Source organism: Burkholderia sp. AU4i (assembly GCF_000466765.1).
In the GTDB taxonomy this organism is placed as follows: domain Bacteria; phylum Pseudomonadota; class Gammaproteobacteria; order Burkholderiales; family Burkholderiaceae; genus Burkholderia; species Burkholderia cepacia.
This window is the reverse complement of record NZ_ASSI01000038.1, coordinates 1-13,094: the sequence shown is the minus strand read 5'-3', so window position 1 is coordinate 13,094 and position 13,094 is coordinate 1. Positions and strand designations below refer to the sequence as shown.

Genomic DNA, 13,094 nt, shown 5'->3' with positions numbered 1-13,094 from the left:
CGCGCAAACGGGCCGTCTCGCTTCACGTATTCCGCGCTCGATGACGGATGGAACGCCGTGCCGGCGATCGACCGGCGCGGTTGTCCGTCATCGTGCGCTGCGCGGATATCACGTCGAATTCGCGGTTCCCGTTAATCGTCAATCCAGGCCGGGTCCCGATCGGCACGAGTTGAACAAGATGAATGCACCTGACCTCAATCTCCTGATTGTTCTGGATGCCTTGCTGTCCGAGAACAGCGTCGCGCGGGCCGCGGAGACGCTCGGCCTCAGCCCGTCGGCATTGAGCCGGTCCCTGGCCCGCCTGAGGGCCACGACGGGTGATCCGCTGCTCGTCAGGGCCGGACGCGATCTGGTGCCGACGCCTCATGCGCTTGAACTGCGAGTCCAGGTTCGCGCGCTCGTGGAAGGCGCGCAGGCCGTCCTGTGTCCGTGCAAGAACGCGGACCTCGGCGGGCTCGAGCGCACGTTCACGATCCGCGCCAACGAAGGGTTCGTCGATACGTTCGCGGCCGAACTGCTCGCGCTGGTGATGGAAACCGCGCCGAACGTGCGGCTGCGCTTCGCGCCGAAGCCGGACAAGAGTGTCGAGGCGTTGCGCATGGGGGCCGTCGATCTCGAGATCGGCGTGGTGGGCCATACGGGCCCCGAATTGCGTGTACAGGCGCTGTTCCGCGACCGCTTCATCGGCGTCGTTCGGGCCGGTCACCCGCTTGCGCGGGAGGAGGTCACGCCGCAGCGATATGCATCGTTCGGCCATATCAGCGTGTCGCGGCGGGGGCAACTCAGCGGTCCCATCGACAACGTGCTTGATACGCTGGGGCTGCAGCGAACCGTCGCGGCGATCGTGTCCGGTTTTCCCGCCGCATTGTCCCTGGCGCGCGACTCGGATTTGATCGCCAATGTTCCGGAACGGCAGACCGGGAAATCGCGGGGGGGAATGTTCAGCTTCCCGTTGCCGGTGCTGACTGCCACGTTGACGGTTTCGCAGATATGGCATCCGCGCTTCGACAACGACCCCGCGCATCGCTGGCTGCGCAGCTGCCTGCGGCGTGTCTGCGCGACCCAGGCGCCGTCGTTGTACGATGTCGGCGCACCTGAACCATGACGGTGCACACGTCACGTTCGCGCGCGTCAACTGCATGAATACATTGAGCGTGACGCATCTTCCGCGCGGGATTGCAACTCGGTATGCTCAACCTTGTCCGATTGCTGCGTCCGGCGTAATTAATCCGTATTGCATTGTTTCGTTCAATGCACTTTGATCCGCGATTGTTGCCCGATCGTTGCTGATAATGATCCCGGGCGACGCGAGCGGCACATGGCCGAATCGCGTGCATTACTGGCTTAATAAATAAAGAAACAGGCTGGTGCTTTCGCACCAAGCACTGTCGTTTGCGCTTTCGAGGGCTGAACAGGATGATTCACGCTTCGCAGGACGGGCGTGCGCCGAGTCGGCCGGCATGGTTAATTGTTCTGGAGATGAGAATGACTCGGTTGGCATTGAACATGACACCCCCCACTGCGGTCGCGTTGAGCACGAGAGAGTGTGAAGTATTGAAATGGGCAGCCGAAGGGAAGACTGCCTATGAGATAGGCATGATTCTCGGATTGACCGAACGTACGATCAATTTTCACATTTCACGCTCCATTGCCAAGCTGGATGCTTCGAACAAGACAAACGCGGTCGTGAAAGCCGTGCTGATGGGCCTGATCGTATTCGTTTAGAAAGGACCCGGGGCGCCCGCCCCGGGAAGCCGTTTGTCAGATCGCGCCCTGGAACGCCAGCACGCGCGCCTTGAACTCTTCGGGAACCGGCATCGTCGCATTGCTCGCATAGTCGAACATCACGTGCGTCGACTGCGCGCGGGCAACGATCGCGTCGTCGCCGGCCGCGCCGTTGTCCCGCATCATCAGGTGTTCGAGTTCGAAGCTCTTCGAGCCGAAACGGGTAATGCTGCTGCGTACCGTGATCGTATCCCCGTACTGGGCGGGCTTCAGGTACTCGCACGACGTCTTGACCATGATGTGCGGCAACTTCTCCGAATACGGCAGCTCCAGCAGGTCGTGCATGAACGTCAGATATGCGTGCTGAAGGTAATCGTAATAAACGGGGCTGCTGACATGCCCGAGTCCGTCTGTCTCCCGGTATTTAACTGTAATTTCAGTTTCATAATGATTTTTCGTCATGTGTATCTCCATGTGAGAGTGCGAGGTGCAATGGCGCATGTCCTCGCGATGAAAATAAATTGAATCTGATGGTTTTAGATACTGTAAAAAATAGCAGATTGAGGAATTCGATTGGCGACTGAGATAAATGACAGTCGCCAATCGAATTTGATAAAGCTTTAATTGACCCCCGTGAGTTTCGTATTGTCGAATCGAAATCGGAGAGTCAAGTGGAACAGCCTCATCTGAAAGGGACGGCGGCGGTCACCGGGGCAATGCAACTGCGCGGCGAGTTGCATGCCGACGCCGCGACCACTCGCGTGGTACGGGGCGCCCAGCGCGCACTCGCCCGCATCCTCGCGGGCAGGGACGATCGCCTCGCGTTGATCGTCGGGCCGTGCTCGATTCACGACACGGACGCCGCGCTCGAATTCGCACGCCGGCTCGCGCCGCTGCGGGCGCGTTACGCCGATACGCTCGAGGTCGTGATGCGCACGTACTTCGAAAAGCCCCGCACCACGGTCGGCTGGAAGGGGTTGATCAACGATCCGCTGCTCGACGGAAGCTATCGCGTCGACGACGGGCTGCGTCTTGCGCGTCGCCTGCTGCTCGACGTCAACGCACTCGGCATGCCGGTCGCGACCGAGTTTCTCGATCCGCTCACGGCGCCCTACCTCGACGATCTGGTGTCCTGGGGCGCGATCGGCGCACGCACGACCGAGTCGCAGATTCACCGGCAGATCGCATCCGGCCTCGATGCGCCGATCGGCTTCAAGAACGGCACCGACGGCAACGTGAAGATCGCGATCGACGCGGTCCGCACGTCGCGGGCCGCGCATCACTATCTCCGTCCGCGTGACGAAGGCGGGCTCGAGGTCGCGTCCACGCGGGGCAATCCGAATACGCACATCGTGCTGCGCGGCGGGCGCGTGCCGAACTACGACGACGTCAGCGTGACGGCCGCCTGTGCGGCGCTGCGCGATGCGCAGTTGCCGCCGCACGTCGTGATCGACGCGAGTCACGGCAACAGCGGAAAGCAGACGCGCGCGCAAATCGCCGTCTGCGAGAACGTGGCCGGGCAACTGCGCGACGGGCAGCGCGCGATTGCCGGCGTGATGGTCGAGTCGTTTCTCGTCGAGGGGCGGCAGGACATCGTGCCCGGCCGGGCCTTGACCTACGGGCAGAGCGTGACGGACGCCTGTCTCGGCTGGGAGGACACGGTTGCACTGATCGAGCTGTTCGCCGCCGCGGTTGCGTCGCGACGGCGGTCCCGAGTCGGCTTTCTGGTACCGGGTGTTCCGGCCGGCACCGTACAAGCCATTTCTTACTGAAAGGAGCTTTCTTGAACTCACCCATCGATATCGCACACGCGCTCGACTGGAAGGGGGACGGCGCAAGCCGGACACCGTTCGAAGCCTATACGAGCGATGCGCTTTACCAGCGCGAACTGGAGCGTTTGTTCTATTCGAAACACTGGTGTTACATCGGCCTCGAGGCGGAAGTGCCGTCTCCCGGCGATTTCCAGCGCACCGAAGTCGGCGAGCGTTCGGTCGTGATGACGCGCACCGAGGACGGCGAGGTGGTCGTGTTCGAGAACGCCTGCGCGCATCGCGGCATGCAGTTCTGTCGTGAACGCGCGGGGAACGCGAAGGATTTCCACTGCCCGTATCACCAGTGGAACTACGACCTGAAGGGCAATCTGGTCGGTGTGCCGTTCCGGCGCGGCGTGCGGCAGAGCGGCAAGATCAACGGCGGCATGCCGCCGGATTTCGATCCGAAGAATCACGGGTTGCGGCGGCTGCGCGTGTCGACGCGCGGCGGCGCGGTGTTCGCGTCGTTCGACCAGGACGTCGAGTCGTTCGAGGATTTTCTCGGTCCCGACATCCTGCGCTATTACGACCGCCTGTTCCACGGGCCGAAGCTGACCGTGCTCGGTTATACGCGCCAGCGCGTGCCGAGCAACTGGAAGCTGATGGTGGAGAACATCAAGGACCCGTATCACGCGGGGCTCCTGCACACCTGGTTCGTCAACTTCGGGCTGTGGCGCGCGGACAATCCGGCCCAGCTGGTCACCGACGCGCATCACCGTCATGGCGCGATGATCTCGATCCGCAGCGGCGGGGGCGGCGGCGAGGTCACGCACAACGTGACGAGCTTCAAGGAGCGCATGACGCTGAACGATGACCGTTTCCTCGATGTCGTGCACGAGCCGTGGTGGGGCGAGCCGACCGTCGTGATGTTGACGTTGATGCCGAGCGTGATCATCCAGCAGCAGGTGAATGCGCTGTCGACCCGGCGCATCCGCCCGGTCAGCCCCGGCGTGTTCGATTACGTCTGGACGCACTTCGGATTCGAGACGGACGACGAGGACATGACGCGCCGGCGGCTGCGCCAGGCCAACCTGTTCGGGCCGGCCGGCTTCGTTTCGGCGGACGACGGCGAAGTGATCGAATGCGTGCAGCAGAGCTTCGAGCAGATCCAGCACGGCAACGTATACAACGAGCTCGGCGGCCGCGAAGTCGACGAGCGCACCGACCACATGGTCAGCGAAACGCTCGTGCGCGGCATGTACCAGTACTGGCGCCACGTGATGGAGGCATGAATGACGATTTCATCCGCATTGGCCGACGCACGGCCCGCGACGCGCGGCACCGGAACGGTTGCGGCGACCTTCGCCGATTTCTACGAGCTCGTGGACCTGAACGCGCGCTATGCGTCCGCACTGGATCGCGGCGACTGGGACGCGTGGCCGGAATTCTTCGAGGAGGACTGCACGTATCAGCTGTTGCCGCGCGAGAACCATGAACGCGACTTCCCGCTTGCGCTGCTCGCGTTCGAGAGCAAGGGGATGCTGAAGGATCGCGTGTACGGCATCAAGGAGACGCTGTTCTACGACCCGTATTACCAGCGCCACCTGATCGGCACGCCGCTCATCACGTATCTCGACGAATCGGTCATCGAGGCCGAGACGAACTACGCGGTGCTGCGTACCAAGAGCGAGCAGATGAGCGACGTGTACAACACCGGCCGTTATCTCGACCGGATACGCCGCACGCCGCACGGGCTGCGTTTCGAGTCGCGCATCTGCGTGTACGACAGCGAGATGGTGCCGAATTCGATCATCTATCCGATCTGAGGAGGCGGCGTGACGACGGAATGGATCTATGCGGTCGATACGGCCGCGGTACGCGAGGAGGGGCTGACGGGCGTGATCGTCGGCGGGCGCGACATTGCGCTGTTCGCGGTCGACGACGAGATCTTCGCGACCGACAACCAGTGCACGCACGGCGAGGCGCGCCTGAGCGACGGTTTTCTGCTCGACGACGAAATCGAGTGCCCGCTGCATCAGGGGCGCTTCAGCGTGCGTACCGGTGCCGCGCTGTGCGCGCCGGTCACGGCTTGCGTGAAGACGTTCCCGGTGAAGATCGAGGCGGGCCGGGTGTTCGTGCGATTCGATACCGAAGTCGCGCATGACGAAGCGGATGCATCAACGGGAGAGCGGACATGAGTGCCTATGTGGTGGTGGATGTCGACGTATACGACGAAGTGCGATTTGCCGAATACCGGAAGCTCGGTGTGCCGACGATCGCCGCGCATGGCGGCCGCGTGCTCGCACGCAGCGACGACGTGGTCGTGCTTGAAGGCGAATGGACGCCGCGGCGCCTGGTCGTGCTGGAGTTCGACGATCTCGACGCGGCGCGCCGTTGGCACGGCTCCGACGAATACCAGCGCGCGAGGCAGCTGCGGCTCGATGCGGCCGACACGCACAGCATCGCGCTCGCGAGCCTGTGACACCGGGGCCGCGCCCGGCCGCGGCCCGCGAGACCAAGTAGGGGAAGACATGACGGCATATATCGTGTTTGACATCGACGTTCACGACGCACGTGGTTATGAGGAGTACAGAGAGATCGGCGCGCCGACCGTCGCTGAGTTCGGCGGGCGTTTCCTGGTGCGCGGCGGCGAGGCGGCGACGCTCGAAGGCGCATGGTCGCCTCGCCGCGTCGTGGTGCTCGAATTCGATTCGATCGACCGTGCAAAGGCGTGGTACGAGTCCGACGGCTATCGGCGCGCGCGGGATATTCGCGAGCGCACCGCACGCACGATCGGCATCATCGTACAGGGCGCGCCGCCGGCGACAACCGTGGGAGAGCAGGGATGACCAGGACGACTTCGGCGGCGCGCGTCGCGATCGTGGGCGCGGGTATCGGCGGGTGCGCGCTCGGCGCGATGCTGCAACGGATCGGCCATGACGTGCGCCTGTTCGAGCAGGCGCCGGCGTTTGCCCGAGTGGGGGCCGGCATTCACCTGAGCCCGAACCTGATGCGGGTGATGCGGCTGCTCGGTGTGCATCGCCAGGCCCTGTGGGCGGGCCAGGAACCCGACGCGTTCGCCAACCGCCAGGCGGCCGACGGTGAGCTGCTGTATCGGCTGCCGCTCGGCGAAAACGCGATCGGGCGCTTCGGCGCGACGTTCGTGACGCTCAAGCGCGGCGACCTGCATGCCGCGCTGTTGGGGGCGGTGGCACCCGGGACGATCGCGTGGGGCAAGCGTCTCGCCGGCCTCGACCCGGCGGCCGACGCGATCAGGCTGACGTTCGAGGACGGTTCGAGCGAAACGGCCGATCTGGTGATCGGGGCAGACGGCCTGCGCTCGCGCGTGCGCGAGGCGCTGCGCGGGTTCGAGGCGCCGGAATTCTCCGGGCAGGTCGCGTTTCGCGGGGCGTATCCGCGCGCGCTGCTGGGCGAACTCGCGGTCGAGGATCTGACCAAGTGGTGGGGCGACCGGAAATTCGTGCTGTCGTACTGGCTCGATCGTGCGCGCCGCGAATTTTATTTCGCCGCGATGACACCGCAGGCCGAGTGGCCCACGCAGGCCTCGTCGATGCCGGGCGACGTCGACGAGATGCAGGCGATCTTCGCCGATTTTCATCCGGCCGTGCGCCACATGCTGGCCCGCGCGCCACGCGAGTCGGTCATGAAGTGGGCGTTGTTCGAACGATCGCCGCAGTTCGAGTTCGGCAACGAGCGCGTCGTGCTGATCGGCGACGCCTGTCATCCGATGCGCCCGTTCATGTCGCAGGGCGCGGCCATGGCGCTCGAGGACGCGACGATTCTGCTACGTGCGCTCATCGGCTCCTCGAACGCGGCGAGTGCGTTCTCGACCTATGCGCAGTGCCGGGTCGCGCGACTCGGCGAAGTGCATCGCGTATCCGCCGCGAATACCTTCATGCACGGTCCGACCGAGCCGGAATGGGTGTTCGGCTACGATGCACTGACCGCGCACGCGTCGTCCGCGCTGCCGCCGTTACCCGTCGAGCTGGACTGGCTGGTCGGCGCGTCGCCGCTCGCCGCGCGCATGCAGGCCGCGGCGACGCGTGCGGTACCGTCGCATCGGTCGCCGCCGATGCCGCACGCGCCGGTACCGTATTAGACCGGTGCCGGGTTGCGCTCGAAGCCGCGCTGGTGCCAGTACGGGTAGGGCAGTTGCGTCGTACTGGCGGCATCGAGCCGCTTTACCTGGTCGGGCGTCAATGCCCAGCTGGCCGCCTGCGCGTTCTCGCGCAGTTGCGTCGCGTTTCGGGCACCGATGATCACGTTCGCGACGGTGGGCCGCCGCAGCAACCAGTTGAGTGCGACCTGCGCGACCGTCTTGCCGGTTTCGGCGGCGATCTCGTCGAGCGCGTCGACGACGTGGTGCAGCAGGGCATCCGTGACGGGCGGGCCCTCGTCTGCGGTCTTGTGCAGCCGGCTCGTCTCCGGCAACGGCCGGCCCCGGCCGACCAGGCCCGTCAGCCGCCCCCATCCGAGCGGGCTCCATACGATCGCGGACACCTGCTGGTCGAGCGCGAGCGGCATCAGCTCCGTTTCGTAGTCGCGGCCGATCAGCGAATAGTAGACCTGGTGCACGGCATGCCGCGTGAGCCCGTCGCGATCGGCGGCCGCGAGCGACTTCATCAGGTGCCAGCCGGAGAAGTTCGAGCAGCCGATCACGCGGATCTTGCCGGCGCGCACGAAATCGTCGAGCGTGCGCAGCGTTTCCTCGACGCGTGTCTGGGCATCGAATCCATGCAGCTGGTACACGTCGATGTAGTCGGTGCCGAGCCGCTTGAGGCTGCCGTGAATGGCATTGGCGAGGTGATGGCGCGACGACCCGACGTCATTCGGGCCTTCGCCGAGCCGGAACGTCCCCTTCGTCGACACGATCACGCGATCGCGCCGGCCGGCGATCGCCTGGCCGAGCAGCTCTTCGGCGAGTCCGTCGGAATAGACGTCCGCGCTGTCGAACATCGAGATGCCGGCGTCGAGCGCGATGTCGACGAGCTCGCGTGCTCCGGCGGCGTCCGTGCTGCCCCATTCCCTGAAGAATGCGTTGCCGCCGCCGAACGTCGCGGTGCCGAGACTCAGAACGGGGACCTTGAAGCCGGTTCCGCCGAGGGTTCGGTATTCCATGATCGGTACTCCTTGTCGAAGTGTGAAGGACTGCGGGATGGCGCCGCGAGGGCGCGGGATACGGACGGGGACGGCAGGGCATGCGCCCGCCGTCCGCCGGGGTTCACGGGGGCGACCGGTCGGCGTGCATCAGCCACGCTGTCAGCAGGACGCCGGCGAATGCGGCACACGCGCCGACGGCGAAGGCGGACGGGTAGTCGGTACGCGCGACGACCCAGCCAGCGAGCGGGCCGGTGCACGCGTAGGCGACATCCTGGAACGCCGTGAAGCCGCCGAGGGCGGTGCCGCGTGCCTGCGCCGGCACGTGCCGGAGGGTGGCGACACCGAGCGCGGGAAAGACCAGCGAACAGCCGAGGCCGGATACGGTCGCGCCGACGAGCGCGACGCCGGATGCCGGCGCCGCCCACAGGAGAAGCTGGCCGATCGCCTCGACCGCGAGCGCGGCGAGCGCGACCGGATAACCGCCGAACTGGTCGGGCAGATGGCCGAACAGGACGCGGACGAGGACGAAGGCACCGCCGAAGCAACTGAGCGCGAGGCCCGCGCCTTCCCATCCGCGCGCCTGGAACAGCAGCGTCACGAACGCGCCGATCGCCGCGAAACCGACGCCCTGCAGCGCGAGGCTGCATCCGGGCCGCGCGATGATTCGCAGCACGCGGGACAGCGGCACCCGCAGGCCCGGCTGCGGCGCGACGGCAGGCAGCGTGGCGACGAGCGCGAGTGCGATGCAGGGCAGGACGATCGTGGCGCCGGCCACGGCGGCCAGCCCGCCGGGGCGCGCGAGCGCCATCCCGCAGGGCGCGCCGAGCGCGATCGCGCCGTAGAGGGCCATGCCCGTCCACGAGAGCACGCGGCCCGAGCGGGTCGCGCCGAGCGTGCCGATGCCCCACGCGAGCGCCCCGGTGACGAGCTGGCTTTCGCCGAGCCCGGACAGCAGCCGCGCGGCAACCAGCAGCGCGAGACGCGCGCCCGGGCCGGCCGGCGCCGTGGCGCTCGCGACGTAGACGCCGCCCGCGACGACGCACGACACGAGCCCCGCGCACATCGTGCGCTTCGCGCCTCGATGATCGGCGCGGCGGCCCGCGATGCTCCGCGTGAGCACGGTCGCGAGGAATTGCGCGCCGACCGCCGTGCCGACGACGAGCGTGCCGAAGCCGAGCGTGTCGTGCACGTACAGCGGCACGACGGGCAGCAGGACGCCGAAGGTCAGCGCGCCGAGAAAGACGCCGAAACAGATGAGCCGGGCCGTGCGGGCCGGGGCGATGTCGGGTGCGACGACGTTGTCGAGGTCGGGGGCGTTCATCGGAAGGAGCCGGTTGATCGGCGTCACGGACGCCGGTAGCGGATGGACCAGACGGCCAGCAGGGTCGCGCCGAACAGCAGCAGGCAACCGAACGAGAAATCGTTGAGCGCGAGCATGTGGGCTTGCACGTCGATCGAGCGGCTGACCGACGCGAGCGCGCCGGCCGGCGACATGCCGGCATGTTCGAGCCGGGCGAGCCAGTCGCCGGCAGCCGGATCGAACGGCGTGATGCGATCGACGAGGTACGTGTTGTGAACGCGCGAGCGCCGTTCGAAATAGGTCGGCGCGACGGAGGTGGCGACGCTGGTGCCGATCCGGCGCAGCGCATTCTGCACGCCCGACGCCGCCGGCAGCCTTTCGCGCGGCAACCCGGCGATCGACAGCGACACGAGCGGGGTGATGAAAAACGCGGTGGCCGCGCCCATCAGCAGCGAGTTGGCCGCGATGTCGCCGAGCGTCACGTCGGTATTGAAGCCCATGCGCCAGAACGACGCCGCGCCCCAGCCGACCAGCGCCACGGTCGCGAGGTGGCGCGGGTCGCTGCGCCCCTGGATGCGGCCGATCAACGGCGCGATCACGATGCCCGCGATGCCGAGCGGCGCGGTGGCGATGCCGGCCCAGGTCGCCGTGTAGCCCTGCTCGGTCTGCAACCAGAGCGGCACGAGCACGAGCGCGCCGTAATAGACGCCGAAGCCGACCGTCACCGCGATCGTTCCCGCCGTGAAGCTGCGATCCGCGAACAGCCGCAGGTCGACGATCGGATGCGCGTCGGTCAGCTCCCAGAGGACCAGCGCGACGAACGACACGACGCAGAGCACGGCGAGCGCGCGGATCTCGACCGCCGCGAACCAGTCGAGGTTCTGGCCGCGGTCGAGCATCAGCTGCAGCGAGCCGAATGCGGCGGCGAGCAGCAGCAGCCCGACGAAATCGACGGGAAGGTGGCGGGTCGGGTTGTCGCGCCGGCCGAGAAAGCGGGTCAGCCCGAGCAGGACCAGCGCCCCTGTCGGGACGTTGACGTAGAAGATGTAGGGCCACGAGAGGTTGTCGGTGATCCAGCCGCCGGCGATCGGGCCGAGCACGGGCGCGACGAACGTGGTGGTCTGCCAGACCGACAGCGCGACGTTGCGGCGCGCGGCCGGAAACACGGCCAGCAGCAGCGCCTGCGAGAGCGCGGTGATCGGCCCGGAGGCCGCGCCCTGCAGCGCGCGGAACAGCAGCAGCGATTCGAAATTCGGTGCGAGGCCGCACAGGATCGAGGTCAGGACGAACAGCACGACCGAGACCCGGAACAGCCGCACCTGGCCGAAGCGCTGCGCGAGCCAGCCGGTCAGCGGCAGCGTGATCGCGAGCGGCGTCGCGAACGACGTCAGCATCCAGGTGCCCATGTCGGGCGCGACGCCGAGATCGCCGGCGATGGTCGGTACCGCGACGTTGGCGATCGTCAGGTCGAGCGTCTGCATGAAGTTGGCGACGCTGATCGCGATCGCGACGAGCACGAGAGCCGGGCCCTGCAGCGGCTCCAGCGGCAGTTTCGGCGCCGCACCCCGAGCGACGGGCGCCATGCTCAGGCTCCCGGCGCGCGGCGCACGGCGGCGCCGTCGTTCGCGCGGATCGTGTCGTTGACGAGGGCGTCGCCGGACGAGGCATCGTCATCGAAAATCGACGTCGCGTCGATCGGGCGCCGGGCGGCGGCCGGCGCGGGGCGCACGGAGGCCGATGCGGTGCCGGGCGCGCCGTCGCCGAGCACGACCGATGCGTTCATCGACAGGCCGATGCGCAGCGGATGCGCGCGCAATTCGCCGGGATCGAGCGCGACCCGCACGGGTACGCGCTGCACGACCTTGATCCAGTTGCCGGTCGCGTTCTGCGCGGGCACCGACGCGAATGCCGAACCCGTGCCCGCCTCGACGCCTTCGATGCGGCCGTGGAACACGACGTCGGAGCCATACAGGTCCGAGCGAAGCTCGACGGCCTGCCCGGCGTGCATGCCGCGCAGCTGCGATTCCTTGAAGTTGGCCTCGACCCACACATGGTCGAGCGGCACGAGCGCCATGGCCGGCGCGCCGGGCGTGACGTGTTGCCCGACCTGCACGACACGGCGTGTCACGAGCCCCGCCAGCGGCGCGCGGATTTCGGTGCGGCGCAGTGCGAGCGCCGCACTGCGCACCCGCGCGGCCGCGGCGCGCACCAGCGGGTTCGAGTCGATCGACGTGCCGTCGACGCGGGCACGCGATGCGTCGTACGCGGCCTGTTGCGCGTCCAGCGCGGCGGACGCACTGGTCATCGCGTCGCGCGCATGGCGGATGTCCTCGCGCGATACGCCGCCGTCCTGCGCGAGGCCGAGCCGTCGCTGCAGGTCGTCGGAGGCCTTCGACAGCTCGGCCTTGCGCTGGAGGATCTGCGCCGCTTCGCGCGCCGTGTCGGCATGCGCGGTGCGGTACTCGCGCACCGCATGGGCGAGCTGGGCAACGGCGTCGTCGAGCGCGAGTTTCGCATCGGTCGGATCGACGCGGAACAGCGGATCGCCGGCACGGACCCATTCGGCGTTCTGCACCATGATCGTGTCGACCGTGCCCGCCACCTGCGGCGATACCTGCACGACATCACCCGTCACGTAGGCGTCGTCGGTCGTCTCGGTGCCGCGCGACGTGACCCACCAGTAGCCGCCGGCCAGCGCGGCCAGGGCGAGCGCGATGAAGAACCAGCGGAAGTAGCGGCGCCGCGTGGTGCGCAGCGCCTGTTCGGCGGGCGGGGGCGACGCCGCGCCCGCGGCGGCCGGCGGAGTGTCGGTGCGATTCATTGTTGGGCTCCGGGGTTCGTTGCGCCACCGAGCGCGGCGATCAGCCGGACGTGCTCGACGGCAAGTGAGGTATCGGCGCGAGCGACCGACCGGCGGTCCTCAAGCAGCCGGGTTTCGGCCAGCAGCACGTCCAGGTAGCCGGAAATGCCTTTCTGGTAGCGCCGCGTCTCGATGTCGTAGGTCTGCTGGGCGCGTGCCAGCGCATCGCGATTCAGGTCACGCTGCCTCGCCAGAGCGTCGAGCTGCACGAGCGAGTCGCTGACCTGGGCGAGCGCGTTGACGACGGTGTCGTCGTAGTCGGCGACGGCGGCGTTGTACGCATCGGTCTGCGCGCGCAGGCCGGCTCGCAGCCTGCCGCCTTCGAAGATCGGCAGCG

Annotated in this window: 15 protein-coding genes; 9 read left to right on the top strand and 6 right to left on the bottom strand. The window is 67.2% G+C overall.

Features of this window, described 5'->3' with window-relative positions:
* The first annotated feature begins 178 nt into the window (after positions 1–178).
* Both L810_RS07320 and L810_RS07315 read left to right on the top strand, forming a co-directional pair.
* Positions 179–1,105 (top strand): LysR family transcriptional regulator, encoded by a 927-nt coding sequence (locus L810_RS07320; RefSeq protein ID WP_042973685.1) that lies wholly within the window; start codon positions 179–181, stop codon positions 1,103–1,105.
* A 380-nt stretch (positions 1,106–1,485) separates the two neighbouring features.
* A complete protein-coding gene (locus tag L810_RS07315; protein WP_225723211.1) occupies positions 1,486–1,725 on the top strand; it encodes a LuxR C-terminal-related transcriptional regulator in 240 nt (79 codons plus the stop codon).
* Positions 1,726–1,761: 36 nt separating this feature from the next.
* Here the strand turns inward: L810_RS07315 and L810_RS07310 are convergent, their stop codons facing one another.
* A complete protein-coding gene (locus tag L810_RS07310; protein ID WP_021157713.1) occupies positions 1,762–2,187 on the bottom strand; it encodes an acyl-CoA thioesterase in 426 nt (141 codons plus the stop codon).
* Positions 2,188–2,396: 209 nt separating this feature from the next.
* On the opposite strand from L810_RS07310, the gene L810_RS07305 reads away from it, so the two are divergent.
* The 7 genes from L810_RS07305 to L810_RS07275 all read left to right on the top strand — a co-directional run bounded on the left by L810_RS07305 (position 2,397) and on the right by L810_RS07275 (position 7,596).
* Positions 2,397–3,497, top strand: a complete 1,101-nt coding sequence (locus tag L810_RS07305; RefSeq protein WP_021157711.1) for a 3-deoxy-7-phosphoheptulonate synthase — start codon at positions 2,397–2,399, stop codon at positions 3,495–3,497.
* Between the two features lie 11 nt (positions 3,498–3,508).
* A complete protein-coding gene (locus L810_RS07300; protein WP_021157710.1) occupies positions 3,509–4,768 on the top strand; it encodes a Rieske 2Fe-2S domain-containing protein in 1,260 nt (419 codons plus the stop codon).
* Positions 4,769–5,302: an aromatic-ring-hydroxylating dioxygenase subunit beta gene (locus L810_RS07295; protein ID WP_021157709.1), complete on the top strand. Its 534-nt coding sequence runs from the start codon at positions 4,769–4,771 to the stop codon at positions 5,300–5,302. It begins immediately after the preceding gene.
* A gap of 9 nt (positions 5,303–5,311) precedes the next feature.
* On the top strand, positions 5,312–5,674 hold the full coding sequence (locus tag L810_RS07290) for a non-heme iron oxygenase ferredoxin subunit (protein WP_021157708.1): 363 nt from the start codon (positions 5,312–5,314) through the stop codon (positions 5,672–5,674).
* Complete coding sequence (locus L810_RS07285) at positions 5,671–5,958, top strand: DUF1330 domain-containing protein (protein WP_021157707.1); 288 nt, start codon at positions 5,671–5,673, stop codon at positions 5,956–5,958. Before L810_RS07290 ends, L810_RS07285 begins: the two co-directional genes overlap by 4 nt.
* Positions 5,959–6,022: 64 nt before the next feature.
* Complete coding sequence (locus L810_RS07280; RefSeq protein WP_230950467.1) at positions 6,023–6,325, top strand: DUF1330 domain-containing protein; 303 nt, start codon at positions 6,023–6,025, stop codon at positions 6,323–6,325.
* On the top strand, positions 6,322–7,596 hold the full coding sequence (locus L810_RS07275) for an FAD-dependent monooxygenase (protein ID WP_021157705.1): 1,275 nt from the start codon (positions 6,322–6,324) through the stop codon (positions 7,594–7,596). The genes L810_RS07280 and L810_RS07275 overlap by 4 nt, the downstream gene beginning before the upstream one ends.
* Here L810_RS07275 and L810_RS07270 read toward each other — a convergent pair.
* The 5 genes from L810_RS07270 to L810_RS07250 all read right to left on the bottom strand — a co-directional run.
* Positions 7,593–8,615 (bottom strand): aldo/keto reductase, encoded by a 1,023-nt coding sequence (locus L810_RS07270; protein ID WP_021157704.1) that lies wholly within the window; start codon positions 8,613–8,615, stop codon positions 7,593–7,595. The two genes, L810_RS07275 and L810_RS07270, sit on opposite strands and share 4 nt — an antisense overlap.
* A gap of 103 nt (positions 8,616–8,718) precedes the next feature.
* Positions 8,719–9,918, bottom strand: a complete 1,200-nt coding sequence (locus tag L810_RS07265) for an arabinose transporter (RefSeq protein WP_042973682.1) — start codon at positions 9,916–9,918, stop codon at positions 8,719–8,721.
* A 23-nt stretch (positions 9,919–9,941) separates the two neighbouring features.
* Positions 9,942–11,480 (bottom strand): DHA2 family efflux MFS transporter permease subunit, encoded by a 1,539-nt coding sequence (locus tag L810_RS07260; RefSeq protein WP_021157701.1) that lies wholly within the window; start codon positions 11,478–11,480, stop codon positions 9,942–9,944.
* 2 nt (positions 11,481–11,482) lie between these two features.
* Positions 11,483–12,718, bottom strand: coding sequence for an HlyD family secretion protein (locus L810_RS07255; protein WP_021157700.1), 1,236 nt, complete (start codon positions 12,716–12,718; stop codon positions 11,483–11,485).
* On the bottom strand, positions 12,715–13,094 hold a 380-nt coding region (locus L810_RS07250), incomplete at its 5' end, for a TolC family protein (RefSeq protein WP_042973652.1). The genes L810_RS07250 and L810_RS07255, both read right to left, overlap by 4 nt.

Excerpts from the sequence above, each read along its gene's own strand:
- L810_RS07320 (WP_042973685.1), top strand. The coding sequence starts at position 179 with ATGAATGCACCTGACCTCAATCTCCTGATTGTTCTGGATGCCTTGCTG.
- L810_RS07315 (WP_225723211.1), top strand. The coding sequence starts at position 1,486 with ATGACTCGGTTGGCATTGAACATGACACCCCCCACTGCGGTCGCGTTG.
- L810_RS07310 (WP_021157713.1), bottom strand. The coding sequence starts at position 2,187 with ATGACGAAAAATCATTATGAAACTGAAATTACAGTTAAATACCGGGAG.
- L810_RS07295 (WP_021157709.1), top strand. The coding sequence starts at position 4,769 with ATGACGATTTCATCCGCATTGGCCGACGCACGGCCCGCGACGCGCGGC.
- L810_RS07285 (WP_021157707.1), top strand. The coding sequence starts at position 5,671 with ATGAGTGCCTATGTGGTGGTGGATGTCGACGTATACGACGAAGTGCGA.
- L810_RS07275 (WP_021157705.1), top strand. The coding sequence starts at position 6,322 with ATGACCAGGACGACTTCGGCGGCGCGCGTCGCGATCGTGGGCGCGGGT.
- L810_RS07270 (WP_021157704.1), bottom strand. The coding sequence starts at position 8,615 with ATGGAATACCGAACCCTCGGCGGAACCGGCTTCAAGGTCCCCGTTCTG.
- L810_RS07265 (WP_042973682.1), bottom strand. The coding sequence starts at position 9,918 with ATGAACGCCCCCGACCTCGACAACGTCGTCGCACCCGACATCGCCCCG.
- L810_RS07260 (WP_021157701.1), bottom strand. The coding sequence starts at position 11,480 with ATGGCGCCCGTCGCTCGGGGTGCGGCGCCGAAACTGCCGCTGGAGCCG.
- L810_RS07255 (WP_021157700.1), bottom strand. The coding sequence starts at position 12,718 with ATGAATCGCACCGACACTCCGCCGGCCGCCGCGGGCGCGGCGTCGCCC.